General features: G+C 38.7%; 29 protein-coding genes. 16 read left to right on the forward strand and 13 right to left on the reverse strand.

Translation table 11 applies throughout. The features are described from left to right. Positions 1-7: 7 nt before the first annotated feature. Positions 8-1,591 (reverse strand): gliding motility-associated C-terminal domain-containing protein, encoded by a 1,584-nt coding sequence (locus IPJ53_13535; protein ID MBK7800118.1) that lies wholly within the window; start codon positions 1,589-1,591, stop codon positions 8-10. Positions 1,592-1,681: 90 nt separating this feature from the next. On the opposite strand from IPJ53_13535, the gene IPJ53_13540 reads away from it, so the two are divergent. The 3 genes from IPJ53_13540 to IPJ53_13550 are packed head-to-tail and all read left to right on the forward strand — an operon-like array spanning position 1,682 to position 4,225. Further along, positions 1,682-2,104, forward strand: a complete 423-nt coding sequence (locus IPJ53_13540) for a RidA family protein (GenBank protein MBK7800119.1) — start codon at positions 1,682-1,684, stop codon at positions 2,102-2,104. Beyond that, on the forward strand, positions 2,101-3,201 hold the full coding sequence (locus tag IPJ53_13545; GenBank protein MBK7800120.1) for a hypothetical protein: 1,101 nt from the start codon (positions 2,101-2,103) through the stop codon (positions 3,199-3,201). The genes IPJ53_13540 and IPJ53_13545 overlap by 4 nt, the downstream gene beginning before the upstream one ends. A 40-nt stretch (positions 3,202-3,241) precedes the next feature. Continuing rightward, positions 3,242-4,225 carry an amidohydrolase gene (locus IPJ53_13550; GenBank protein ID MBK7800121.1) on the forward strand — a complete coding sequence of 328 codons (984 nt, stop codon included), beginning with the start codon at positions 3,242-3,244 and terminating at the stop codon, positions 4,223-4,225. Positions 4,226-4,247: 22 nt separating this feature from the next. Here the strand turns inward: IPJ53_13550 and IPJ53_13555 are convergent, their stop codons facing one another. The 4 genes from IPJ53_13555 to IPJ53_13570 form a co-directional block, all read right to left on the reverse strand. Then, positions 4,248-4,844, reverse strand: coding sequence for an HD domain-containing protein (locus IPJ53_13555; GenBank protein MBK7800122.1), 597 nt, complete (start codon positions 4,842-4,844; stop codon positions 4,248-4,250). Between the two features lie 146 nt (positions 4,845-4,990). Further along, complete coding sequence (locus IPJ53_13560) at positions 4,991-5,899, reverse strand: YitT family protein (GenBank protein ID MBK7800123.1); 909 nt, start codon at positions 5,897-5,899, stop codon at positions 4,991-4,993. 40 nt (positions 5,900-5,939) lie between these two features. Further along, complete coding sequence (locus IPJ53_13565) at positions 5,940-6,272, reverse strand: hypothetical protein (GenBank protein ID MBK7800124.1); 333 nt, start codon at positions 6,270-6,272, stop codon at positions 5,940-5,942. A 29-nt stretch (positions 6,273-6,301) separates the two neighbouring features. Beyond that, positions 6,302-6,859: a CvpA family protein gene (locus IPJ53_13570; GenBank protein ID MBK7800125.1), complete on the reverse strand. Its 558-nt coding sequence runs from the start codon at positions 6,857-6,859 to the stop codon at positions 6,302-6,304. A 138-nt stretch (positions 6,860-6,997) separates the two neighbouring features. On the opposite strand from IPJ53_13570, the gene IPJ53_13575 reads away from it, so the two are divergent. Together IPJ53_13575 and IPJ53_13580 are read left to right on the forward strand one after the other, a co-directional pair. Continuing rightward, entirely contained in the window at positions 6,998-7,498 is a 501-nt protein-coding gene (locus IPJ53_13575) for a hypothetical protein (protein ID MBK7800126.1), read from the forward strand. Further along, positions 7,498-8,448, forward strand: a complete 951-nt coding sequence (locus IPJ53_13580) for a hypothetical protein (GenBank protein ID MBK7800127.1) — start codon at positions 7,498-7,500, stop codon at positions 8,446-8,448. The genes IPJ53_13575 and IPJ53_13580 overlap by 1 nt, the downstream gene beginning before the upstream one ends. 1 nt (position 8,449) lies before the next feature. Here the strand turns inward: IPJ53_13580 and IPJ53_13585 are convergent, their stop codons facing one another. Then, positions 8,450-9,496 carry a hypothetical protein gene (locus IPJ53_13585; protein MBK7800128.1) on the reverse strand — a complete coding sequence of 349 codons (1,047 nt, stop codon included), beginning with the start codon at positions 9,494-9,496 and terminating at the stop codon, positions 8,450-8,452. 54 nt (positions 9,497-9,550) lie between these two features. On the opposite strand from IPJ53_13585, the gene IPJ53_13590 reads away from it, so the two are divergent. The 6 genes from IPJ53_13590 to trxA all read left to right on the forward strand — a co-directional run bounded on the left by IPJ53_13590 (position 9,551) and on the right by trxA (position 13,634). After that, positions 9,551-10,261 (forward strand): outer membrane beta-barrel protein, encoded by a 711-nt coding sequence (locus tag IPJ53_13590; GenBank protein ID MBK7800129.1) that lies wholly within the window; start codon positions 9,551-9,553, stop codon positions 10,259-10,261. 11 nt (positions 10,262-10,272) lie between these two features. Continuing rightward, on the forward strand, positions 10,273-11,130 hold the full coding sequence (gene nadC / locus IPJ53_13595) for a carboxylating nicotinate-nucleotide diphosphorylase (protein MBK7800130.1): 858 nt from the start codon (positions 10,273-10,275) through the stop codon (positions 11,128-11,130). Positions 11,131-11,761: 631 nt separating this feature from the next. After that, positions 11,762-12,394, forward strand: coding sequence for a Crp/Fnr family transcriptional regulator (locus IPJ53_13600; protein ID MBK7800131.1), 633 nt, complete (start codon positions 11,762-11,764; stop codon positions 12,392-12,394). A 58-nt stretch (positions 12,395-12,452) separates the two neighbouring features. Beyond that, the gene (locus IPJ53_13605; protein ID MBK7800132.1) at positions 12,453-12,662 is read left to right on the forward strand and encodes a DUF2892 domain-containing protein; all 210 of its coding nucleotides are present in this window, start codon (positions 12,453-12,455) and stop codon (positions 12,660-12,662) included. 207 nt (positions 12,663-12,869) lie between these two features. Further along, positions 12,870-13,319, forward strand: a complete 450-nt coding sequence (locus IPJ53_13610) for an OsmC family protein (GenBank protein ID MBK7800133.1) — start codon at positions 12,870-12,872, stop codon at positions 13,317-13,319. Positions 13,320-13,334: 15 nt separating this feature from the next. Further along, positions 13,335-13,634, forward strand: coding sequence for a thioredoxin (gene trxA / locus IPJ53_13615; GenBank protein MBK7800134.1), 300 nt, complete (start codon positions 13,335-13,337; stop codon positions 13,632-13,634). A gap of 16 nt (positions 13,635-13,650) precedes the next feature. On the opposite strand, the gene IPJ53_13620 is transcribed toward trxA, so the two are convergent. Further along, positions 13,651-15,072, reverse strand: coding sequence for an L-serine ammonia-lyase (locus IPJ53_13620; GenBank protein ID MBK7800135.1), 1,422 nt, complete (start codon positions 15,070-15,072; stop codon positions 13,651-13,653). A gap of 217 nt (positions 15,073-15,289) precedes the next feature. Further along, on the reverse strand, positions 15,290-16,201 hold the full coding sequence (locus IPJ53_13625) for a hypothetical protein (protein ID MBK7800136.1): 912 nt from the start codon (positions 16,199-16,201) through the stop codon (positions 15,290-15,292). Between the two features lie 124 nt (positions 16,202-16,325). On the opposite strand from IPJ53_13625, the gene IPJ53_13630 reads away from it, so the two are divergent. The 3 genes from IPJ53_13630 to IPJ53_13640 are packed head-to-tail and all read left to right on the forward strand — an operon-like array spanning position 16,326 to position 20,600. Continuing rightward, positions 16,326-16,904 (forward strand): sigma-70 family RNA polymerase sigma factor, encoded by a 579-nt coding sequence (locus tag IPJ53_13630; protein ID MBK7800137.1) that lies wholly within the window; start codon positions 16,326-16,328, stop codon positions 16,902-16,904. A gap of 31 nt (positions 16,905-16,935) precedes the next feature. Continuing rightward, positions 16,936-17,910, forward strand: a complete 975-nt coding sequence (locus tag IPJ53_13635; protein MBK7800138.1) for a FecR domain-containing protein — start codon at positions 16,936-16,938, stop codon at positions 17,908-17,910. Further along, positions 17,907-20,600, forward strand: a complete 2,694-nt coding sequence (locus tag IPJ53_13640) for a carboxypeptidase-like regulatory domain-containing protein (protein MBK7800139.1) — start codon at positions 17,907-17,909, stop codon at positions 20,598-20,600. Before IPJ53_13635 ends, IPJ53_13640 begins: the two co-directional genes overlap by 4 nt. Before the next feature lie 75 nt (positions 20,601-20,675). On the opposite strand, the gene ygiD is transcribed toward IPJ53_13640, so the two are convergent. Beyond that, the gene (gene ygiD / locus IPJ53_13645) at positions 20,676-21,500 is read right to left on the reverse strand and encodes a 4,5-DOPA dioxygenase extradiol (GenBank protein MBK7800140.1); all 825 of its coding nucleotides are present in this window, start codon (positions 21,498-21,500) and stop codon (positions 20,676-20,678) included. Between the two features lie 190 nt (positions 21,501-21,690). Here ygiD and IPJ53_13650 point away from each other — a divergent pair, with 190 nt between their 5' ends. Beyond that, a complete protein-coding gene (locus tag IPJ53_13650) occupies positions 21,691-22,479 on the forward strand; it encodes a TIGR00266 family protein (protein MBK7800141.1) in 789 nt (262 codons plus the stop codon). 62 nt (positions 22,480-22,541) lie between these two features. Further along, the gene (locus IPJ53_13655; GenBank protein MBK7800142.1) at positions 22,542-23,273 is read left to right on the forward strand and encodes a hypothetical protein; all 732 of its coding nucleotides are present in this window, start codon (positions 22,542-22,544) and stop codon (positions 23,271-23,273) included. Between the two features lie 120 nt (positions 23,274-23,393). Here the strand turns inward: IPJ53_13655 and IPJ53_13660 are convergent, their stop codons facing one another. The 4 genes from IPJ53_13660 to IPJ53_13675 form a co-directional block, all read right to left on the reverse strand. Further along, positions 23,394-23,756 (reverse strand): CoA-binding protein, encoded by a 363-nt coding sequence (locus IPJ53_13660; GenBank protein MBK7800143.1) that lies wholly within the window; start codon positions 23,754-23,756, stop codon positions 23,394-23,396. A 106-nt stretch (positions 23,757-23,862) separates the two neighbouring features. Then, positions 23,863-24,864, reverse strand: coding sequence for a glycosyl transferase (locus IPJ53_13665; GenBank protein ID MBK7800144.1), 1,002 nt, complete (start codon positions 24,862-24,864; stop codon positions 23,863-23,865). Continuing rightward, a complete protein-coding gene (locus IPJ53_13670; protein ID MBK7800145.1) occupies positions 24,830-25,696 on the reverse strand; it encodes a UDP-2,3-diacylglucosamine diphosphatase in 867 nt (288 codons plus the stop codon). Before IPJ53_13670 ends, IPJ53_13665 begins: the two co-directional genes overlap by 35 nt. Positions 25,697-25,776: 80 nt before the next feature. Next, positions 25,777-26,559, reverse strand: a complete 783-nt coding sequence (locus tag IPJ53_13675) for a glycosyltransferase family 2 protein (protein MBK7800146.1) — start codon at positions 26,557-26,559, stop codon at positions 25,777-25,779. Positions 26,560-26,639: the final 80 nt, after the last annotated feature.

Below are 26,639 nucleotides of genomic sequence, written 5' to 3' on the forward strand. Positions count from 1 at the left end.
AAAATAATCAACGAATCAAGCTTACCGTTCCAACTTTTTTATCATTAATAACACCCGGACAACTTCTGATACTGGCCTGAATAAGATAGATGTAACTCTCCATCAGATCGTCATTCTTAGGAACCCAGGCCTCGCGGTAATTATTGGACTCATACATTTTATGACCCCAACGATTGTACACTAAAAATTTAAAAGAATTTATTTTACTTTCAAATTTAGGATCTATAACCGGCTTGAGATGATCGTTCAACTGATCTCCATTAGGAGTGATGGTATTGGGCATCTGAAAGATTTCATCTGCGGTAAGTTTGTCCAACACCAAAACAGTATCCACCACAGATTCACACACATTGCTCACCGTAACCGTGTACACTCCGGGACTGTCTATTTCAATTACCTTGGATCTAGCACCATTGTTCCAGAAATAATTATTTTCAATGTTCGCAATTGCCTCAAGTTTAAGACCGGCAATAAAACAGGTATCTTTGGTATAAACCTGATTTTGACTCAATGGTGCAATTTCCTTTACTAAAATGGAATCTGAGACTTGGCCGCATTCACTTTCTGCATTGATTACATACCATCCGGGTACACTTACCTCTATACTGAATGTATTGTTTCCATTGTTCCATTTAGGATTGTTAAGGCCGGAAGGATTTACAGCTATGGTCTGAGATCTGCCCTTACAGATGGATATTTCATCCGCCAAAAGGTTACTGTTTATTTCCTTTTGAACAACCTGAATACTGTCTCTGATGGGAGGGCAATCTTTTCTGACTTTAATTTCTACCCACACCAATGAATCTGTAGTTGTAATCTCAATACTGTCAGCTGTGCTCCCGTTGCTCCATAAAACTTGACGGCCAACGGCACCGGCAGCGATTCCGATCTTTTGGTTGCCACCTGGACAAATTTCCACTTTATCAGGCAACAGATTGGCTATTGGATTGATTAGACTGAGCACCACATCATCTACAATGGTGTAACAATAAATGGTGCTTCCGGATCTTTTCTTGCCCACAAAGAGCGTGTCTCCTTTTGACAAATCTGTAAACCTTCCTATCACCAGATGATCTTCCCCGCCACAGGCAATGTAGCGAAATTTATACTCCTTGTATTTGCCTGCCGGTAGAAAATCCTGATCCGGAGTGACCAACTGTGGTGTAAGTTGTCTCAATGGTCCGGCTTGTTGATAAATGGGCATCCCTTTTTGAAAGTAGAAACCGATTTCATCTGTAGAAAATTCAGAATCACCAGAAATGCCTAGAAAACAACTCAATTCGTATTCTGCACCGGCTAGAAGTGGTTCGTTCAATACATTTCCCAGATATTCAAATTTGCCAAAATTATAAAATCCCCCATGCCTTCTGCCGGTGTGAGGAGTCTCCTGTCGGATGTCTGAAGTTCCAAAAGTCACACCAAACCAATCCACAGGATTGTTTGAGCTATTGGTAAAATTAAATTCAACTCCGAAATTGCCAAATTGACCACAATTGTCGCATTTCTCAAATCCGGGATTGCTTACCAGATTTTGTGCGTTAATATATACTGTAATGAAAATAAGAAAGGACAAGGTAAAAATAATTCTCATATTATAATTAATATTAATATGTATAAGGTAAGTTGCTATGCAATGTTACTGAATATTTTGGTTTTGATGAGGGATTTCTATCTTTGGCAAATGAAAAATCCAAATCGTGGACAACTCGTTGAAGGCAAGGCTACACCGAGGGGAAAGTTTCCACACATCAGAAGAGCAGGCGATTTCCTTTTTGTGTCCGGTACCAGCAGCAGAAAACCCGACAACAGCTTTGCAGGCGCAGAGGCTGATGAATTTGGCACTACGAATCTGGACATCAAGGTACAAACGCTTGCAGTTATAGAAAACATCAGAGACATTCTGAAAAGTGAAAATGCCGATCTCAACGACCTAGTTGAAATTACCACTTTTTTAGTATCCATGAATGACTTTAAAGGATACAACGAAGTTTACAATTCATTCTTTTCCTACGATGGCCCCACCCGCACAACGGTGGCTGTCCATCAACTACCACATCCACATTTACTCATCGAAATCAAGGCAATTGCCTACAAACCTTTATGAGCAACGAAAAAAAATACACTTCCATACATTACGGATCCTATTTAGGATTGGATAAAATTTTAGGCGCTCAGCATCCCCGATCTAAAGAATTGGGAAAAGAGGCCCATGAAGAAATGTTCTTCATTATTATTCATCAGGTATATGAGTTATGGTTCAAGCAAATTCTGCATGAGACAGAATCCGTGATGAATTTATTTCGCACCAACAATGTGGATGAAAGAAACATCGATGTTGCCGTATCGCGTCTTGAAAGAGTAAACGAAATTCTCAAACTGCTCATCCAACAAATCAAGGTATTGGAAACCATGACGGCCATTGACTTTCTGGATTTCAGGTCTTACCTTTTTCCGGCTTCGGGTTTCCAGAGTTTCCAATTCAGAAAACTGGAAGTCATGTTAGGACTTAAAATTGAAAAGCGAATTAGCTATACACCTTACAAATATTACCATGAGTTTGACGAAGAGCAACAAAAGCAAATAGAGCATTTAGAAAGTGCGCAAAGTCTTTTTAATTTGATTGAGTCCTGGTTGGAGAGAACGCCATTTTTAAATGCTGAAAACTTCGAATTCAAAACCAAATATCAGCATGCCATCAGCAACATGTTACAAAGAGAGCGTGATGCCATTTCACAATCTGATTATTTGAATGAACATGAGAAGGCGATGAGGTTAAAAATGAATGGTGATACGGACACCTATTTTGCAAATATCTTCAACGAAGATTTTCACAATGCTCAAATGGCAGAAGGAAAAATCAGACTTTCTTTCAAAGCCACCATTGCTGCATTGCTCATCAAACTTTATGGCACCGAACCTATATTGCAACTTCCCTCAAGACTGATTGATGTCATTACTGAAATGGATGAATTGCTTACCAACTGGCGTTATCGACATGCCCAAATGGTCATGAGAATGCTGGGCAGAAAAACGGGAACAGGTGGATCCTCAGGTCATGAATATTTAATGGAAACAGTAAAAAAACATCAAATATTTATTGATTTTCACAACATATCCACCCTGCTGATTCCACGGTCCGAATTACCTGAATTGCCAAAAGACCTGAAAAGAAATCTTGGTTTCTATTACAACCATTCCTAAAATATTTGTTTTGAAAAAAATTGACATCCACACCCACATCATGCCTGAACACCTCCCTCCCTGGGCGGAAAAATTTGGTTACGGTGGTTTCGTAAAAATGGAGCACCATGCACCCTGTAGGGCTAAAATGATGATTGACAATAATTTTTTTCGGGAAGTACAAAGCAATTGTTGGGATGCATCCGCCAGATTACCCGATATGGATCAAGCAGGAATTCAACTTCAAGTACTCAGTACCATTCCGGTACTTTTTTCTTATTGGGCAAAACCTTCAGACACCTTTGATATCTCCCGATTTTTAAATGATCACATTGCGGATGTGGTCCGGCGGTACCCGGATCGTTTCATTGGTCTTGGCACATTGCCCATGCAAGATCCTGCATTGGCCATCAAAGAAATGGACAGGTGCGTTCACGAACTTGGTTTAGCAGGAATTGAAATCGGTTCACACATCAATGACTGGAATCTCAATGATACTGCCCTCTTGGAATTTTATGAGGCAGCAGAAGAAATGGACGCTTGCCTGTTTGTTCATCCCTGGGATATGGTAGGTAAGGAGAAAATGCCACGGTACTGGTTACCCTGGCTAGTAGGTATGCCGGCAGAAACCTCTCTTGCGATATGCAGTATGATTTTTGGTGGAATTTTTGAGAAATTCCCAAAATTAAGAGTTGCCTTCGCACATGGTGGAGGAGCATTCCCGGGTTCCTACGGAAGAATCAAACATGGTTATGAGGTAAGACCGGATTTGCTGGCCATTGACAATCCTCATCACCCTGACAAATATCTTGGTAAATTTTGGGTAGATTCATTGGTTCATGATGAGGATATGCTCATGAAGTTAATCAGTCTGTTTGGAATCGATAAAGTATCATTGGGTTCTGACTACCCATTTCCTTTAGGAGAGTTAAATCCTGGAAAACTTATTGCAGACTCTGGACTGAATCTGGATGAAAAATCCTGGCTGAATTATCGTGCCGCAGAAGCATGGCTGGGCGCTGCTGAAAACATGAGCGCTTATTGATTCAAATGTTGAGCACATTTTACTAAGCAGGCATTTTCCATCCCCATTTGTCTAATATTTCCTGTACAAATGCCATTTTTACGGGTTCCCTGTGTTTTTTTGAATACTCTGTATGATAATGATGTTTGCTTAAAAAGTTAACCTGGAGACGATCCCATTCCTCTTCATTTTTAATCACTTTATAGGCCATAAATTCTTTAAAAAGTGTATCTCCTATTTCATAAAATTTATTTGTTCCAACATAATCCAGGTCGGCATCACAAAGAATTTTTTCGAGTATTGATTGAGGTTTTTGTGGAATCTGGGTGGCCATGATCATTCCTTTTATTGCCATCAGTTCTTCTTTACCATAACCCCATTCAGGCAAATGCTTTTCAGCAAATTTAAATGATTCCGCTTCATGATCACTATATGTTTTGGCAATACCCACATCATGAATCAAAGCAGCAGTCCGAAGCAACCAGGCATCCTTACCTTTTATCTTCATCCGCTTGATATGTTGCTCACAGACTTCCATTACATGCAAGGTATGATGGACGCCATGGTAGGTCAGATTTTCCGGAAGCTCACGACTTAAGAAATCAAGAACAAATGCCTTTAGTTTTTTTATACTCTTCATGAACAACAAATGGTATTTTGTATATGGTAGTTAATTTCATCTTTGAGACCAAATTCTTGTAAACATAACCCTTTTGTGATTATCTAAAGAGAATTGAAGTCCGGTTCGCACAGGTAGTACTTTGCCTTATGCGGCAGCACACCACATTAATGTTTCTTTTTAAGTTTGACGATACCTCCAGAGACCTCCTTAATGCTGTTAATGTAAATAAAGGCCATGGGGTCGATTTCGTAAATAGCCTTTTTCAACCGGTGAATTTCCAATCTGGTTACAATGGTAACTACGATTTGAGTAGGATGACTGACGTCAAAACTACCCGGCAAATATCCCCGTTCGCCATGATATACTGAAATGGCTTTATGGTAATCGTTGACAATGCATGATTTGATCTCTTCAAATCTGGCACTGATAATGGTCAGCGCAGTGTACTCTTCAAAACCATCCACCACATAATCTGAGGTTTTCATGGCAGTGAAATAAGTCACCAGACTATACATGGCTGTTTCAATTCCAAAGAAAAAAGCCGCAGCCAGGATGATTGCAGAATTAATGAACATCACAACTTCGCTGGTGGTAAATCCTATCTTGCGGGTGGTGTAATCGGCAATTACCTCCATTCCATCTATCACACCCCCACCCTTAATTACAAATCCTACACCAAGCCCTATAAAAAAACCACCAAAAATAGCAATCAATACTTTGTCGTTGGTTATGGCCGGAATTTCAAGAAAATTCATGCATACTATTAATAAAATCACTGCCATGGAGGTCTGAATGGCAAAGGTTTTTCCAATTTTGCGATAGCCAATATAAATGAATGGAAGATTCAGAACCAATAGGATTACCCTGATGTCCAAATGAAATATCTCATGAAAAAGAATCGACAAGCCAATAACACCTCCATCAAGAAACCGGTTTGGAATCATAAATCCCTTGAAGGCTATAGTCGCCATGAACACCCCAAGAAAAATGAAAAACAAAGAATGCAAGGAAAATATCCTTCCCCAATCTATCTGATCTTCCAAGCGTATCCGATTCTTTTTCTGAGTCTTCATTCCACACAATATTAATTAATTTTTTCTATGCTTGCGAATTTTAAAAATTGAAGCTTGAATACCATTTCCTCTTTTTAAGATAGTCTATATTTTTTTCATTCAAATAGGCCTCTCTTTCAAAACAAATATTGAGATAAGCTTCATTTGCCTTCATCCCTTTAATTCGGTTGATCAGATAGGATCCAAGATAGATCAGATAAAAGAAAATCAGCAACAATTCCAACTGTTGACGCAAGTGAATCCGTTCGTGATTCAGTAAAACCAAATCATGTCCTGAGGATTTATCACCCAAAAAAATAAATGGCCATAAGGCCAATGCAATAGTTCCGCGAGTTGTAAAATATTTTATAAAAGCAGGCCAAATTAAAATCATAACGATTAGTAATCAGTGCGCTCAAATCTTTACTCTGCTGGAGTATTTTTCTTTGAATTTGTTTCATCTACCTTGTCCATGGCCTCTTGTGTCTTTTCCCAAAATTCACTAAAAAATGGTTTTATGGAAGCAAACACATGCTTTGATTGATCCGGCACTTTTTCAAGGATGGGATAGGTGATAGAACTTGATTTGGTCTCCGGGCTGATGACTTTGATCTGATTCAGAAACCAGATCAGTGAGCTAAAGATAATTAAAGTCATCAGTGCCGAACTAAGTCCACCTGCAAGCTGATTTATAAAATTTATGTGGGCGGTCTCAAGAATCTTCTCCAATCCATTGCCAATCATCCTGATTCCTAACAGCACCAAAATAAAAGTGGCTACAAAACCAAGAATGATGGTCATGCGAGGATCTATATCCAATATTTTTTCCAGTAAGGAAACCATCCAATAAGAAAACTTCAAGGTGACCAAAAGCCCTATAAAAATGGACAATATTCCAAAAACAGTCTTTATAATGCCCTTTGAGTACCCCAGATAAAAACTCCCCGCCAGTAAAATTCCACAAACAATGTCCAGTATCATGTTCATTAAATTTTTATAAACAACAAACATAAGCCCGCTTCTATAAATTCCTATGAATTGTACAATTTTTTAATTTGATCAGTCATTTTTTTGAGAACTTGGATAAATTGCCCATAATATCTTAGATTTGTAGGGCAAATGAATTCCTGGTATAAATCTATTTTAGCTGTTTTTGTGCTGGTCCTGGTGGATCTTTCCATGAATGGGCAGTCCAGTATTGGGGCTAAAAACAGAGATGTTGCATTGTTGCCAAAGTCATTTCTGATCGGAGAGTATGAACCCATTTATGAAAATCTACTTACCAATTATGATGTTTTGTTGATTACTCTGTGCAACAATGATCATGAAAAAGCATACCGGCTTTACACCAATTTACTCCTGGATATGCAGGATTATGCAAGACAAGTTAATTTCGACTTGAATGGCATAAAGTTGTGGTTGAACATATTTTTTAATGCCGATGGAACCCTTCAACACATTGTTTACTTTCCTAAACCAAATTCAAAGAATCTGTCTTACGATGAACTGACTGCCTTCTTCATAAACTTCTGTAAGATTTACCACCTCAAAGAACCCCTAAGTTCAAAGTGTTTACTGAATACAACAGCCTCTTTCCCTGTTTTCGGAAAAAGAACATGATGCCGTCATCTGCAAAATATTTACATGTTTCCTGGCTACTCTTGCTGATCATATTCTCCTGTACCGAATCTGAAGAAATTACTTTTACATCTTATTCTTCTCATACGAATGACGAACTTACCGGAATCTATTTTTGGAACTCCGGAGAGGGATTTGTGGTGGGTGGATCTACCTGGAACAGAGCCATTAGATTGTCTACAAATGACGGAGGGTTGACCTGGCAAAATGATTCCTTGTTTGACAAACAGATCTTTGGATTGGGATACAACAACCGCGGTAAAGTTTTTGGTCTGGGAATAGAATACATGGTTTATGAATTTTTACAACAATCCACCTCCAGACAAAGGATCGGAGATTACCGGTTTTTTAGAAGCCTGGACTTTGCTCAACCTGATCGTATCCTTGCGGTGGGCGGAGAATCATTTGGACTCGGGTATCTTGAAGAAATAAATGCACTCACCGGACAGACCAAGCAAATTCTAAAAATCGATCATGAACTGGATGCCATTCAGGCGGTGGATGAAAATCGTTGGGTAATTGCCGGCTATGGAGTGGTCTTTTATTCGGAAGATGCAGGGATGCAATGGGATACACTCGATGTGTCTGGAGACCATTATCGCGATGTTTTTTTTGTGGATGAACAGACTGGTTTTATAGTCGGTATTCAGGGAAGTATTCTGAGATCTGACGATGGCGGCAAGAATTGGAAAAAATTGCGAAATCCTCGCAGCATTTTCATCAAAGACAGAAGCTTCAGAACGATATGTTTTAAAAATAAACTTGAAGGACTGGTAGGTGGAGAAGGTGGAATATTATGGAAAACAAACGATGGTGGAGAAAACTGGACCATACTCGAGGGGATCCCGAATGTTTCTTACCTGGATATATTTTATGATGGAAACAAATATTGGATCTGCGGTTCCAAAGGAACCATCATTTCCATACCTTAAATTAGCGTTCGCTTTTAGGTTTAAATTTACTCTGGTCCAAAATTTTCTGACTGTCCTTTTCCTTTATCAAATCTTCCATACTCAAGGATTTGGACCGGTTCATGAATGCTTCAACGATATGGAACCCAATGTAAGACCCTGTCATTCCGGGGGCATCAGCGGGCATTCCTGGTGAATCAGGGCTAGGATTGATGTATTTGTTGAATTTCAAGGTACTCGTATTATAAAGCAGTTGTTCCGCGGTAAAAAAGGACCAAATTCCAGTACGATTTTCATTGCACCATTTTAGTTGGGAAGGTGTAAACTCAAATAAAACCGTGTCTTGAATTTCCGGAATTAATCTGGAAAGTATGTATAACTTTTTTCCCCGGTGAATGATGTAATCTAAAAAACGATTGGATGGTTCAGGGCCAAGCTTATCATCCACCCAAACTTCCCAGGTCTTTTTCACCAAATGTTCTTTGTTAAAACAACGGGTCAGGTAATCTGAAAACATTTGATTCTGGGGGTCCAATAATTTATAATCAAACTCCTTCCCAAGAAAAAAATCCAGACCAATTCCAAGTCCCTCTTTTTGATCTGCATCTTCAAAAATAAAATTGCCTACTGAGAAACCACTGATCAGGGTATAAAAATTCGGCACGAGCATGGAAGGAAAATAGTGCTTCATGTAACCGGCACTTTCACGTAATTCCTTCTCAAGAGATTGGGTTGTTGCAAAATTATTTTGAACAAGATTACGAATTGTTCTGATGCTGCTATCTGTCAAAAAGAGTTTTAACTCATGGTAAAAGTTTTGGTCCAGAGAATCAAATCGATCCGTCATTCCAGCTACTTGCTCAAAAAAAAGCGGACTGAGTTTTGGATAAGCTTTTCTCAGCTCCTCCAGGCCAAACTTGAGATTGGCAGTGTCCAGTGCAAACAAATCCCGCTCAAAGTGCATGAGTTTAATTTCTTCCACTTTTGAGTTTTCCATGTGCAAGGGTTTGCGATCGTTCTCACGACATCCCAGGCAAGCAATAAATATAAACCACAATAAATGCCTCATTTTGTAATTTTACCGCTACAAAGTTGAGCTAATTCACTTTAAACAAAAATCTTTATGAAAAAATTATTGGGCACACTGATTCTTTTTATGCCGGTATTTCTATTTGGTCAGTTTGAAAACATTCGTGTTTCCATACTGAACGGGCCTACTTTCAGCTGGATGACCACCGATGACAATACAATTGAAACTCAAGGGGCCAGAATTGGTTACAAACTTCATATACAGGGTGAGTATTTACTGAATGACCGTTTCAGTCTGACCGGTGGCCTTGGATTGTCGCTTGCCCAGGGTGGCCAATTACTTTATAATAAAGGTGGGAACCTTTGGTCAGAATCCAAATTAAATATTCCAAGAGGGGATTCATTGCCCAATGGTGTTGAGTTAGGTTACAGAGTAGGATATGTAGATTTTCCTTTTGGTTTCAAAATGAGGACCAATGAATTCGGAAGATTTAAATTCTACGCTCATATGCCGGAGTTTTCACTCGGAATACGCACGCACTCACGAGGGTCTATTGAAGGTATTGGAGTAAGTACCACAGATGAACAAATTAAAAGTCAGATTCCATTCATTAATATTTCCTGGGGACTTGGATTAGGTACAGAATACCGAATTTCAGACAATATATCCCTTACAGGTGGTTTGAGATTCTTTCAGAGCATCACCGATGTGACCGATGACGATGGTAGGTACTTTGATGGTTCCAAGGAAAATTCAAAAGGCAAATTCAATAACATTGACCTCAGAATTGGGGTACTCTTTTAAGGTTTAACAACATGATTATCCAAGAACTCGAAAATTTCATCCGGCAGGCTCTTGATGAAGACATCCGCACAGGGGACATTACTTCTTTGGCTTGTATACGACCTGAAAGTAGATCTAAGGCCAAATTACTGGTAAAAGAAGAAGGGGTGCTGGCTGGTGTAGATTTTGCAGAAATGGTTTTCAAATTAGTAGATCCCTCTATAAAATTCGAAAAACATCTGGCGGATGGCACTTTTATTAAATATGGGGACGTGGCTTTTCATATTGAAGGAAATACCCGGGATCTATTGAAAACAGAACGCCTGGTCTTGAATGTCATGCAAAGAATGAGTGGAATAGCGACTCTTGCAGCGCGTTTTGCAGCTGAAGTGGAAGGATTACCCGTTAAAATTCTGGATACCCGCAAGACCACACCTTTGAACAGAGCTCTTGAAAAATGGGCTGTCAGAATAGGCGGTTGCTATAATTACCGGGATGGGCTCTACGATTGGTTTATGATTAAAGACAACCACATTAAAGCATGCGGATCTCCAACAAAAGCCATCCGTGCAGTTCAAAAATACCAATCGTTGCATGGCCTTGAATCCTTTGGTATTACGGTAGAAGTAAAAAATCTGGTAGAGTGCGAAGAAGTAATGAAATGTGGCGGGATTACCAGAATCATGCTGGATAACTTTGATCTGGAATTGCTTCGTGAAGCTGTGGCGCTGGTCAATAAACGCTTTGAAACCGAAGCTTCCGGTGGAATAAGCCTGGAGACCATCCGAAAAGTCGCCCATACAGGCGTGGATTTTATCTCTGTTGGCGCACTCACACATAGCGCCGGAAGCCTCGATTTAAGCTTGAAGATACAGGATCAACTGATTTAAGCCGGATAGGTAATTACCAAAAAAGCCAATAGCACTACGGTAAAAACCATTACCAACCAAAATCGCGAATCCTTGTAAAAAACCACTGGGGTTTGGTCTGTCTTCATACGCCCTCTGAATTTGATTTATAAAAAAAAAGATTAGTTTATTTTTTGCTCCTTGTCAGGGAAAATTACTTTCGGCGTTCCGGGAAGTAATGGAACCAAAGATCATCATTGTCAATCAGTGGCTAAGACAGTTTTGCGTATCAGTCGGTCGGTATACAGAGTCCAAAAACGATGCCATATGATAAACAAATAATATGACCCACTTTATGGGCATTACAGCCGATATGCCTCATTTTTTTACTATATGAAGTGCTTAAAAAATCTAAATTTTTGAGATTAAACAAAAAATACACTTTTATAGGTAGGGATGATATATTGAATTACCCTTATGCTTAAAAACGAATAGTAAACTCTGAACAGGCTTTATCTTATGAGCAATTGACTATCCTTGTCTACATCTCGCATTTTTTTGCGAATTTTAACCCGGCTTTCTTTATTAAAGTGCCCATGATTATTTGCTTATTAGATGCAATACCTGGATTTCAAAATCCGGTTATGATTTTTACTTAAAAAACAATTGGATGATCCAGGATACAGAAGAACTGAATAAATTAAATTTTGAAGCACCGCTCCTAAATAAAATTCTCGAAACGGGTTTTATTAAGGAATTTAAATCCATGGACACCATTATTGATGCCGGGCAGATCATCAGCTATATTCCCATTGTACTTGCTGGTTTGGTGAAAGTCAGCAGAGTAGATGATGAAGGCAGAGAACTCCTCCTCTATTACATTCACCCCAATGAAGGATGTGCCTTTACTTTTAGTTGTTGTACCCAAAGAACGCCCAGTGAAATAAAGGCCGTTGCAGAAGAAAATTCAAAACTACTGATGGTACCGGTACACCTTATGGACGAATGGCTGACCAAATTTCAGACCTGGAAGGCTTTTGTAATGCAGACGATGCAGGAAAGATTTGCAGAGTTGTTGAAAACTATTGATCAGGTTGCCTTTCAGCATTTGGACATCAGGTTGGTAAATTACCTCAAACAAAAGACAAAAAGTACAGGGAGTAGTTTGGTGAATCTTTCGCACAAACAAATTGCTGAGGATTTGAGTACCAATCGGGTGGTTATTTCAAGGCTGTTGAAAAAACTGGAAGACCAAAAGAAAATCCTGCTCTACAGGAATCAAATAAAAGTTTTAAGGGCTTTGTAACCTAGGTTACACATTGCGCGCTCGTTAGATCTTACCTTTGCTACATAATTTGAAAGTTATGAAAAAGAATATGGGCTCAGTGGATCGAATGGTAAGGGTATTGGTAGCTGTTGTCATAGTGGGGTTGTACTCTGCCAACGTCATTTCAGGAACAATCGCAATTGTAGGGTTGTTATTTGCGGGTATTTTTATCGCAACCAGCTTTATGAGTTTTTGTCCTTTGTATTTGCCATTTGGAATATCGACCAGAGAAAAGGAACAGGGTTGAGTTTTAGGTTGTACTTCCTGAAATTTTAGTGACAAAGTCACTAAAATGGTTGTTGTGAAGACCGTGAAGTTTGTCCAAATGCTTAAATAATTGATTTACCCAAACAGATTCATCCTCTACAAGAGTAAAATTTAAAATAATTCATTGACTACACTTCCGTAAAAAAGGAGGTTGAGCGTGAGTTCATAAAATCATAAAAAAATTAAAATGGAAAGTCATTCTTATTCGTTGAACCTTACCTGGAAAACCGGAAAGAGGGGGATTCTCAGTTCTTCCGAGTTTAACACCGAAATCGAAGTGGTTACTCCTCCGCCTTTTAATGGAGGAACTGCAGGCTATTGGTCTCCGGAACACCTTCTTGTTGCTTCTGTCAGCAGTTGCCTGATGACCACATTTCTTGCGATAGCCGAAAATTCAAAATTTGAATTTGTGAGTTTCAATTGTGATGCCTCCGGTAAATTGGAAATGGTGGAGGGTAAGTACTTAATTACAGAAATTACCCTTCGACCTGAACTCAAAATCTTCGATGAGGCGCATAAAGAAAAAGCTGAACGAATTTTAGTTAAAGCTGAAAAGGCTTGTTTGATCTCCAATTCAATAAAATCAACCGTAAACATGATTCCTACTGTGGTTGTGGAGACTGCAGATGTAATCTAAACAGACAAAATACTTATGAGCAACAATTTTAAAGAAATCATTCAAAGCAGTAAGCCGACGTTGGTGGATTTTTATGCAGACTGGTGTGGTCCCTGTAAAATGCAGGCTCCCATCCTTAAAGAATTTAAAAACAAAGTAGGTGATCGTGTGGCCATCTTAAAAATCGATGTAGATAAGAATCCCGCCGTCTCACAACATTATAAAATAAGATCCATTCCAACGCTGATGCTTTTCAAAAATGGCCAGGCAGTCTGGACGCAGTCGGGGGTCGCCTCCGAAACAGTTTTGGAACAAGTCTTAAAAAAGTTTGAATAAATTCCTAGAATCTGTTCTAACATTCCACCAGATTCACCGCAATGTGTAAAGCCAGTCCTCCATCTGAGGTCTCTTTATATTTGGTGTTCATGTCCAGTGCCGTTTCCTTCATGGTTTTGATCACTGCATCGAGGGAAACCAGCGCTTTGGCGGGATCGGATTCCATGGCAATTTGAGCAGCCGTCACCGCTTTAATAGCACCCATCGTGTTCCTTTCAATGCAAGGAACCTGAACTAAGCCGCCTATAGGATCACAGGTCATACCCAAATGATGCTCCATGGCAATTTCAGCTGCCATCATGGCTTGCTCAAAAGTCCCTCCCAATAATTCTGTTAATGCACCGGCGGCCATCGCAGACGATACACCAATCTCAGCCTGACATCCGCCCATGGCTGCTGAAATGGTAGCTCCTTTTTTAAACAAACTGCCAAATTCACCGGCAGTCAATAAAAAACGGATGACATCATTTTCTGTTGCGGCATCATTAAAGCACAAATGATACATGAGGACAGCCGGAATAACCCCTGCCGCTCCATTGGTTGGAGCTGTAACAATTCTTCCAAAGGCAGCATTCTCCTCATTTACTGCCAGCGCAAAACAGGACAACCATTTTAAGGTATTACTGAATCCATGATCTCCATTCTTAATATTTTGGATCCATTCCTCAACATTACCGTAGGGAAGTCCTTGCATGAGCTTGCCGGCAAGGGACTTTGCTCTTCGCTGGACCTTCAACCCACCCGGCAGCTCTCCCTCCTTATGACAGGATTCATAAATGCAAGCCTTCATTACTTCCCATATTTCATAAAGCTTAGCTCTAATTTCCTCTTCAATTCTAAGTGAAAGTTCGTTCTCAAATACTACCCCACTGACCGGCATTCCGGTCAGATTACACCATTTCTGAAGGTCTTCCCCCCGATCTATGGGAAAGGGCATCTGAGTTACAGGCTCATCTTCAAAACGCTCTCCTTCCTTTACCACAAATCCTCCTCCAATGGAATAAAATGTTGCACTGTAAGAGGTTTCATCTTCAAAAAAACAACGGAAGGTTATACCGTTGCTGTGGAATGGAAGACTTTGGTCCATGTGAAAAATAATGTCTTTCTCAGCATAAAATGGTATCCATTTCCTGCCACCAAAATTTATGCGGCATTCTTCAATAACCCGGTCAAAGGCAAGACCCACCATTTCTAAAGGAATGTTCTGAGGAAAATAATTCTGAAGGCCTAAAATCACTGCCAGATCTGTCCCATGCCCTTTACCTGTTTTAGCCAAAGAACCAAAAAGCTCTACATTCAAACCTACCATTTCATCCAAACGTCTGGAATCTTCCAATTCTTGAACAAATTGGTTTGCGGCCTTCCATGGACCCATCGTGTGCGAACTCGAAGGGCCAATTCCAATCTTAAAAATATCAAATACACTGATGCGTTCCATGGTTAAAGATATTGACCTGCAAATCTAATTGCAGAAGACCATCATTTGTAGAAAATTCATTTACTATAATTCATTCATTACATTTTGTATGAGTGCACTTCGAGCATCCAGCGTCACTAAATATTCATACAACCTAATTTGTGAATAAAAATAATTGAAAATAAAAAAAGGCTTGCCGGAGCACCGACAAGCCTTATAGAAATAAATCTGATCAATGTTATCTGTTTCTGCATCGCTCATTCAAAGCTTTGAGATCTGCTTCATTTGCGATGGTAATAATTTCACCTGTTTCACGAAGTTTTACGTCGAAAGGAAAAGCGATTACGGACCTTCCTGAGGTAGTTGGATTGCCTCTTAAAGCGCGCTCCAATTCTTCAGGAGAATTTACGGTAACCAACTCGCCATTGGATTTTTTTACCTGCAATGGAAACTGATATTCAAAACACACTTTCAAAACTGGTCCTCCAGGATTTTTTCTTCCTTTACAAGTTTCTTCAAGAGCCCGAAGATCTTCGGCATTAGCAATGCTGACTACGCTGCCATCTCTAAGTTTAACATCATATGGAAAATCAATGACGATTTTTTGGCGACCTCCTTTGGCTGACCATTCGCGGATTAATTTATTTAATGCTTCAGCACTTTCTACTTTTGCCTTGGTACCATTAGGGAGCGTAACGGTAACCGGGAAAACAATCACATAACAAAGCGCTCTTGGAGTGTCAGGACCAACTCTTTTGTTGCAATCTTGAAGGATTTTTTCAAGATCCTTGCCAGAATTTACAGTCACAACACTTCCGTCCCTCAAAGTTACATCATATGGAAAAAGCAATACTGCATGCTTTCTGTTGCCAGTTGACAAACCACCTCTTTTCAAGAGTTTATCCAATTCTTCCTGACTTTTTACTTCCACGGTGGTTCCATCGGCCAACTTAACTTTAACCGGGAAAACAATGGTGTAACAAGGTCCCGCTCCACCTTCAGGATTTTCTGCAGTAATTAGATAATTACTTACTTCAGACGTACTCAGATCACTGTTTGAAATTTGAGTTTCTTCTTTTGCACAAGACCACATAGTGAGTAACAATGCAGCAAAACCAAGAAACCCGGATAATTTTTTGAAAACTTTCATAAAACAATTTTTATCAATGAATAAATACAATTTACAAGATGAGAAAGGAGGTAATTAAAAATTTGTACTCGATCCAGTAAAAAAAAATTAAATTGTCGAAAAAAGACCTGATTTTTGGGACAGAATGAAGAGTGATGTTCAGGAATGGGAAAAACTAAGAGCCGGCGACCAGGCAGCACTTAAGTACATTTACGAAACCTATTTTAGCCCTTTGACCAACTATGGTCTTAGGATCAGTCCCCATCTGGAGCTGATCGAGGATTGTATTCAGGATTTGTTTGTTGAACTCTGGCGACTCCATGCCACGCTCGGACAGACCGATTCGGTTAAAAATTACCTGATGGGTTCTTTAAGACGTAAAATTGTTCGCAGGCTTCAGGAAAAAAATAAATTTGATACTTCAGAGCTCCAACTTGAACTAAAAGCCAGCGACGAACCAAATTTTCTTATATCATTGATTGAAGACGAAGAGGATTCTCAACAAAAATTAAAACTCGCTAAGGCCATGTCTCAGCTAAGCAACCGACAACGGGAAGCGATATACCTTAAATACGCGGAAGGGATGGATTATGACCAAATCTGCGAACAAATGGAATTACAATACCAGTCTGTAAGAAACCTGGTATCTACAGGAATTAACCGGCTGAAAGAAATTATTGTGTTGATTGTCATTTTTTTTATAAAATTTGAGTACAAAATATAGTACCAGGTACTTTGCCCATTAGATCATCAGTATGAAAAAGGATTACAATAATTACCAAATGCAAGATTTCCTGGACGATTCGTCCTTCAGGAGCTGGGTTTTGGATCCTAATCCTGAACTCGATGCCTTTTGGTCTGGAATCCTACAAGAGCATCCCCAGATTTTGCAGGAATTAAATCTTGCCTCAGGATTCCTGAAAGAATTGAGATTTAAGGACTTGAATCCGGGACCAGCGGCTCAAAATAGGCTTTGGGAAAAAATTCAGGCTGAAATTCCGGCCAAAAGGGAAAATTCCATGCTTAGAAAAATTCTGCCTTGGGTTGCCGCAGCTGCCTGCATGGCCGTCTTGTTATGGGTAAATTTGAAAACCAACGAATCCTGGACTACTGAGACAACTCAATTTGCCCAAATTAAAGAGGTCAGTTTGCCGGATGGCTCTCAGGTTAAATTAAATGCCGGTTCTGAGTTGAACTTTCAGGCTTCAAAATTTAAGTCAGACCGTATCCTCACTTTGAAGGGCGAGGCTTTTTTTAATGTTCAAAAAGGTGAATCCTTTGTTGTGAAGACAGACCTTGGTGAAGTGAAAGTCCTGGGCACCAGCTTTAATGTTTATGCCAGAGGAGATTTTATGGAGGTGAGTTGTTTTACCGGTAAAGTGAGTGTTAAGTTTAACAAGTCGAATACCGAAACCATCCTGACACCGGGACAAAAAATATCCAATGCCAGCAATTCCAGTTCAACTGAAAATTTCGTTCCGGGAGAATCTAAAATCTGGACGGAGGGATTCTTCTATTACAGTGACGCACCTCTTATCAGGGTCATCGAAGAATTGCAGCGACAATATGCCATATCATCATTTGAAATACCCTCAGGGTTAGAAAACAAGAGTTATAAAGGATTTTTCAGGAAAAATAATTTGGAGGAAGCCATTGAATCAATTTGTCTGCCTCTCCAGTTAAAAGGTCAAATAATAGATAAAAAACTTTACATCAAAAAAGTGGAATGAGATTTATTCTCTTCTGTGTTGTGATATTGGCAAGCAGTTGCTTTGTCCAGGGACAAGGTCATTATCCTGTATTGTCAAAGGATCAAAAAATCAAACTCTCCGATGCCCTGAAATCTATTGAAGTCTCACGAAAAATTCATTTTGCATTTGATCCTTCAGCATGCAGCCAATACATCGTTCAGGTAAAAAAAACTGATCTGTCTACGGAGGAATTGTTAAATGAACTACTGAATAATCTGCCAATTTCATATACCAAACAAGACAAAGAACATTACCTTATCTTTATTGATGAATACAAAAAAAGTAAAATTGTAACCACCGGATCAAAGACCCGCAAAATAGAAATCAGCGGGATGGTAAAAGATGTATTTACAGGTGAAGCAATCATTGGCGCAACCATAAGTCTGATGCCTTCTCAGGGAATGACGGAATCTGATCTCAATGGATATTTCAGGATCAGTGTGGAAAGTAATTTTAGTGAACCCTGGCTTGAAATACGTTATCTTGGTTATCAAATTCAATCCATTAAAATACCCTCAGACCATTTTCAAGGTTTACAAATACAGTTGCATCCCAGCACAGAATTTCTTCAGACCATTACTTTCAGCGCACCTAAATCCTTGAACCCAACTACAAACCATAAGATACTGTCCAATAGTTATTCCATTAACCCATCTTCTATATCCGCTCTGAATGTATTCAGAGACCCCATTAGAAATCTTCAGCAAATTTCCGGTGTCAACGCCACAGATGATTTATCAACCGGCATTCAGATCAGAGGAAGTGGCTCAGATGAAAACCTTATTTGTCTGGATGGCCTCACCTTGTACTCAGTAGATCACTTTTATGGCGTGTTCAGCAATATAAATCCATTTATCTTACAGAACTTACAATTTTATAAAAGTTACTTTCCCTCTAACTATGGTGGCCGGACTTCTTCGCTGATTCTGATGAAATCTAAAGATGCTGAAAAAAAAATGAGCGGTACTGCAGAATTGAGTTTGTTAAATTCAAACCTTTGTCTTAACCTTCCGCTTTTAAAAAATAAAGGCACGCTACTTTTTGGAGGCCGGATAACAAATCAAAATCTGGGGAGCTCAGGAATTTTTAATACCCTATTTAATAATGGAACTTCAAATCCTGTAAACATCCGTCGTGACACCAATACCTTGTTGCCGGTCAATCCTGAATTTAGTTTCTATGATGTTTACACCAAACTCAGTTTTGACGTTCATAAAAATACTAAATTGAGCGGAGGGTTTTTCTATTCGAAAGACAAACTTCAATCAAAGTATGAATCCAGGTATGTGCTTAGAAACTTCAGTGTAAATGAAAATTACAATGACTCTTCAGTATGGAACAATAAAGCCTGGTTTGCAAGCATAGACCAAAAATGGAGTAGGAATATAAACTCACAAGCGACTTTTTCAAATTCCGATTTGCTGTTGGACCAAACAGTGCTTGCAGAAATTATAACGCGGGAAAACAACAATGTACGACTCACCAAAGAAAAAACAATATTCACCAATCATATTGACGTTCAACAATTCAAACTCGAAAATAATTATCAGTCAAAATATTTTAATGCAGGTCTGGGGTTTGAATGGAATAATTACAACACTTATTTCATCAATAAAATTGAAAGACCTGCACCTAATAGAATTGAAATGCGCATTCTATTTAAGGACAGTTTGAATAATGGCAATGATTTTAATCTTTTCTTTCACACACAAATAAAACCTATACAATCATTAAAAATTGAACCCGGCCTAAGGGTAAGCCGCTATGACAGAAGGACGAATCTGGACTGGTCGCCTCGACTCAATGTAAGTTATGACTGGGATAAACATTTTGCCACTTCTGTCAGATGGGGTATTTATTACCAATACCTGAGACAAACAACCTTTGAAGACAGGTTCGGCAGAGTATTCAATTTTTGGTTGCAACCGGATCTCAAAAGGTTTGATATTTTGAAATCAACTCAACTTGAAATTCAACAATTATATAAGTGGAAAAAAACATCACTTTGCGTCGAGTTTTACTTCAAAAAATTAGATGGGCTAATAGAACAAATTTTTGAAACCCCTTCCATCATTCCTGCTCCGGGAGAGCCTATCAAAGAACCTAAAATTTTTATTTTCTCCGGCGAAGGACAATCCTATGGATTAGACCTCAGCGCAGATCAGCAAATTGGAAAATATTTTTTCAATATTTCGTATTCCTATAATCACTCCATAAACCGATTTCCACAAATTAATAAAGGAGATTGGTACACCAGACAATTTGTTCGCGAACATCAGGTAAAAAGTCTCCAGAACATCGAACTGAAGCATTGGTCATTTAATTTTTATGGAGTATATGGCAGCCCACAACCTTATACTGATCTTTCTTTGATCAGTGACCGAAACAGGAAGGTCATAAACATTAAAGAGAATAGTAAATTTCTAAAAGATTATGTTCGCTTTGATGGCGATGTTCAATATAAATTTCGCATAAAAAAAATCAATTGCAGAGCAGGTCTTGCTGTACTAAATGTTTTTGACCGAATCAATGTTAAGTACGTCCAGTACATCTATAACCTCCCGGTCAATCAAAATCCCATTCCCGGAAGCAGTCCAAATAAAATCGTTGGAACAGAAGTCAATCTGCTCCGTAGAACTTTTAATGCGAATTTGACCGTTTACTTTTAGATAATTTCAGGAAATTTTTCCCTAATCGTATGCTTATAAATCTTTAACTGACGCCAGAAGAATAATTCATTTGAATTAACCTATGTACAGTCCTGTCATAGAGATGGATCCTCCGATCAGGCTGTCATTAAATATTTCCTGAGACTCCTGTTGATTTTGAAGTCCCAGGATATACAATAATGGATAAAAATGATCAGGAGTAGGAATGGCTAAAGATGCCGCCTTTCCCATATTTTGATAGTTCACAAAATAGTCGTGGTTTCTTTGCTCCAGATTTTTTCTGATTTGTTCATTTAATTCTATCGCCCAGTCATACCCACCCGCCTTCATGCTGAAATCCATAATACCCAGGTTGTGAATGATGTTTCCACTGCCAATAATCAAAACTCCCTGGCGACGAAGGGGCGCCAATGCTTTCGCAAGTCGGTAGTGATAATCAGCGGGCTTATTATAATCTATGCTCAATTGGAGCATGGGAATATTGGCTTCAGGATACATTTGGCGGGTAACGCTCCAACTTCCATGATCAAATCCCCATTGATAATCTAAACCCAGCTCAATTTCATTCAAAAGTTGCCTGGTGCTTGCTGCCAATGATGGCTGCCCGGGAGCCGGATACTCGACTTCAAAAAGTTCTCTTGGAAATCCTCCAAAATCATGAATGGTCCTGGGCTTTTCCATGGCTGTGACAAAGCTCCCTTTGGTCAACCAGTGGGCGGAAATACAAAGAATGGCTTTGGGGACAGGTATTTGGGCGGCTATCCGCTTCCATTCTCTGGAATAAATGTTGTCCTCCAAAGCATTCATAGGGGAACCATGACCCACAAAAAGAATTGGCATCTCCACATCCTCCTGCTTACTTACTTCTCTAAATTTCAACCATTCATTAATCCCTATCATTGTTCCAGCGCTTATACCCATTCCAATAAATGTCCTGCGATTCATCTTACGAATTAACCTCTTTTTTATCAAATAAATTTAAATACACTTTAATAATGGTGCATTTCATAAGCTGAATTAAGTAAATACTTAAAAAAAGCTTTTTGCACAGGTGCTTGGTATCTTGTACTTTTGTAAAAAATAAGCGGTTATGAAGAATCACGAAATCGATTATAAGCTTTATGGAGAAGAACTCCAATATGTTGAAATTGAATTGGATCCAGGAGAAACTGCTGTTGCGGAAAGCGGTTCCTTCATGATGATGGAAGATGGAATTAAAATGGCAACTGTTTTTGGCGATGGCAGTGGACAAAGTACCGGCGGATTCCTGGGAAAAGTCATGAGTGCAGGTAAACGATTGTTGACCGGAGAAAGTCTTTTCATCACCACCTTTACCAATGAGGGCTACGGAAAATCGCGGGTCAGTTTTGCTGCCCCTTATACCGGTAAAATTATTCCGCTGAATTTATCAGATTACAATGGAAAAATCATCGCTCAGAAAGATGCCTTTCTATGTGCTGCCAAAGGCGTTACCATTGGAATTGAGTTACAAAGAAAATTAGGGACCGGAATTTTTGGTGGTGAAGGTTTTATCATGCAGAAACTTGAAGGAGATGGAATGGCATTCGTTCATGCAGGAGGATATGTCAATAAAAAAGAATTAGGCGTTGGTGAAATTCTTCGGGTAGATACCGGATGTGTGGTAGCCTATACTTCCGATGTTGATTTTGATATAGAATTCATCAGAGGCATTAAAAATTGGGTTTTTGGCGGGGAAGGATTGTTCTATGCCTTGCTTAGAGGGCCTGGCACTGTTTGGATCCAATCACTTCCAATCAGCAGACTGGCCGCAAAGATGATGCAATACGGAGGATTCAACCGCCGTGAAGAAGGAAGCATTTTGGGTGGACTCGGAAATTTGTTGGATGGTGACAGATGATGAATCTTCTATTTTTGAATGGATATTTAATTTTAAACTAATTTATAATCAATAAGCAAGCAATGAAAAAAACTATTCTATTATTGGCATTTATTTCTGTTACACTAACAGGTAATGCTCAAAAAATTTATGCCTGGATGGACTGTGGATTAAAAGCATCCTATGGACTTACCGGATTGGTGAACACCAATCTTTTTGATGACCGCAACTATGAGCACCACTTAAGCACCGGATATGGATTGGGTGGTAAAGTTGGATTGTATTTCGGTTTATTCAATGGGATTACTGCTGATTTCATGTTTTCAACGAACAATCAGGAATTCGATTATTTCAGAGGTACCCCGGCTACGAACTTTACACACAACATTAAATGGTCAAACTATGATTTAGCCTTGCTTTACAGATTACAGAAAGACGGAATTTATGTTGAGTTGGGTCCTCAATTATCCTTACTTAGATCTGTAAAAAATGCAGATGCCAATGACAGCCGAACCGATGTAAAGGCTTTTTATCAAAACTATTATTCCGGTTTGTTTGGAGTGGGTGGTTATATTTTCAATTACGAAACATTTACCACTATGCTTGGAATTAGGTTGGGTTACAGTTTTACTGATTTCGTCAGTGCTTCAGGAAAAGAAGCCGACTTCCCTACTCCAAATCAGGTAGCCCAGTATGATTACAAATCTACCAACCCTGCATTTGTCCAATTGGTTTTGGAAGCCAACTTCGCCCTTGGGTATTATGGCCGAACATCTTGCAGCAAAAGAGCTACCATTTTTAGCTTCGGAGGCTAATTTTAGTTGATTAATAAAATACAAAAAAACCGTTCAGCATCGCTGGACGGTTTTTTTTTTGATTAATTTCTGAAAGACACTTACTTGGCAACCTCAGATATTAAACCATGAAGCACTCAGTTAATATTGCCCGGTTCTCAGCATAACTAAGGTGCATGCCTCTATTGTCTCAATATCATGCTCCTTCGCAAGTTTAATGAGTACTGGATTCTCTGTTCCTGGATTAAAAATAATTCTGCGCGGATGTAAGTCAAGAATATAAGAATAATAAGCTTCTTGTCTTGAAGGATTCAAATACAAAGTAAGGGTATCAACGCCTTCCTCTACAGGAGGAATGGTCAGAATTTCCAAATCTCCAATTTTTCCACTCTTATTGCCTACAGGTATTACCGTATGATGATATTCCTGCAGCATTTTGCAGGCGATGTTGGAGTACCTGCTCGCATTGATGCTCGCACCCAGAACCACTGTGCGTTTATCCATAAAGTCTTTACGTTAGAACAGTCTATTCTAATTAAAGTTGAATATCGATCTTCGGTGGAGATTAACTAGCGTACTCAAAAAGTAGACATTTCAAAATTCCACTAACTTAGTTTTTGATATTCTCGGCACGCGAAATTACCTGTTGAATCAAAAAATCAGTGTGGTGCGGAAAATCAATTTGCACGCCTTTTTTATCTTCTAGCCAGCACCTGATTTTACTTTCCAATCTATCGTCTATTTTATAAGCCACAACAGCTCCCAATTTTTCTGCCGCTGCTGCATTACAGGCTTGTTCAAATTGATTTTTGATGGGAAAAAGAAACATTGGCTTACCCAAATAAAATGCCTCAGCAGGAGTTTCAAATCCGGCATGAGCAATTAAACCGTTTGAATGGAGCAGACTCTGATTAAACATTTTAGAATTTGCTGGTTTGAATTCAATGTTGTGTTTACGCCATGCGACTTCTACATCACAATGAAAGACTTCGAACTTGTACTGTGGAAATTTGCTAAAAATTTTATACAAATTATCCAGACTAAAAGAAGAGAGATACACAGTAATGTGACCCTCGTTTTGAGCAGTTACATTTCTCAATTCATCCTTGATTACCGGAGTAAATATAAAATCATCATATGGTTCGAAATGCAAACCGATATTGTTCTTGGTTCTGGCATAATTTTTCATGATAGACCAAGCCAAATAATCCTTTCTACCTGGTGGCATGGGTACTTTTGAGGATAAAAAAGAAGCGTGATGGCTAAATGAAATACAGGGAACTTTCTTCTGTTTACAAGCCCGAACAGTAACCGGTTCGAAATCATTGATCACGAAATCATATTGATGAACCGGAATTTCATTCACCTCCTTAAAAAATTGTTTTACACTCAGGCTTTTAAAAGTCTTGAGATAATCAATCCCTCCTTTATTGTCGTATTTGAAAGAAACACCATGGCAATGATATTTCATTTTAACCGGAAAATCCAAACAATAATTTCTACCGCTTATTAAATAATCAACCTGACCATATTTTTCCAGATAAGGCAATATACTCTTTGCCCTACTTAAATGACCGTTACCGGTACCCTGAATTGAATATAATATCTTCATATAATTCCTTCATTTTAGGGATTCGAATATTCTCCTTGAAGTCCTTTTCAAGCAATGAGTCCTTTTGTCCTTTTATAACAGGAACATATTCATGCTTGTGCAATGACCATTTACCGTGATGGTATTCCAGACTGGTCATATGTTCAATCCAATCTCCACTGTTCATATAAGTGATGGTTTTACCATCACGATCTATTTGGCGAATTACAGGGTTGTGAATATGGCCACAGATGACAACATCATAATCTTTTGCCAGGCCATGACTAATGGCCGTTTCCTCAAAGTCGTCAATAAACTGAACGGCTTTTTTTATGCTGTTCTTGATCTTTTTAGACAGGCTGTATTTTTCTTTTCCCATCAATTCCAGAAAATAATTAACAGCCTTGTTCATTAGAATTAAAAGATCATAAGCTTTTCCACCTAGCTTGGCTAACAATTTGGTATGCTTTATGGATAAATCAAAAACATCCCCATGAAAAATCCAAACCTTCTGCTTATTAATAGATAGCAGCAATTTGTTCCGAATACAAAAAGGACCTAAATCAAAATCAGCATATCTTCTTAACGCCTCATCATGGTTGCCCAGTAGGTAATACACCTTGGTCCCTTTGGTAGCCATCTTCAATAACTTATGAATAACTTTAAGGTGGTGCTCAGGAAAATACCTTTTATTAAATGACCAAATATCGATAATATCTCCGTTCAAAATCAATGTATCCGGTTGAATCTCATCAAGATAATCACAAAGTTGTTTGGCCTGACAACCATAGGTGCCTAAATGAATATCTGAAATTACAACTGCTTCCAGATGTCTTTTAATTTTTTCGCTCATGTGAGATCACGCTGATCCATGCACGAAATTAGGAGGGCAATGTAAATTGAATATTTTCTAAATATTGTCTTTGTGTTAAATTAAGACAATTTTTGTTTTTTGGTTAGTTGAAGCAATTCCAATCTCTTGTATTTAAGATACACTCCATATGCTGATCTCTTACAAATCAGAAATCCATATTTCCCATCAAGTACTCCGGCTTTAAAAATATACATCTTGAAAAATTTCCATACAGGTGAAAAAAACTTTTTTGCAAATGAACTTTTTATTCCTTTAGCAAAATAATCTTCTGCAAACAAATTTGCAAAATTTTCCAATTGAAATACATGATCAGATACGGTTCTGTAACTGTAATGATCTATATGGCCGTTTAATTTTAATGGTTTTGCATTTGGGTCAATAAGATCCACTACCTCATGCAATTTATTTTGATTCCAATGAGCATGGGCTTTGTGCCACAATCTTATTTTTAAATCAGGATACCATCCACAATGCCTGATCCACTGACCACAATAATACGTTTTACGGTTTAGTATATAACAACTTGCAAGCCCCTTTTGCTTTTCTCCAAGAATCGCCGCCACCAATTCCTCGTCAAGTATTTCATCCGCATCTACCGAAAGTATGTGATCAAATCGGCACAGCTTGACCGCGTCTTGCTTTTGAGATCCGTAATCTATAAATTTCTGTTGGTAAAATCTTACTCCTTTACTCCGGCAAATCTCAGGTGTCTTGTCCGTACTGAAGGAATCCAGGACAACAATTTCATCTGCCACTCTTAATAAAGCATTCAGACAGGATGAAATGATTTCTTCCTCATTAAAACAAATCACGACGGCAGAAAGAGGTGTTGAAGAAATCATTGGGTCAATTTATTTTAATCTTTAAAAATATAATACTAATATAATTATTTTAACATAGGTAAATCAATGTATATCCCAAA

It is taken from the genome of Candidatus Vicinibacter affinis (genome assembly GCA_016714365.1).
Lineage (GTDB): Bacteria > Bacteroidota > Bacteroidia > Chitinophagales > Saprospiraceae > Vicinibacter > Vicinibacter affinis.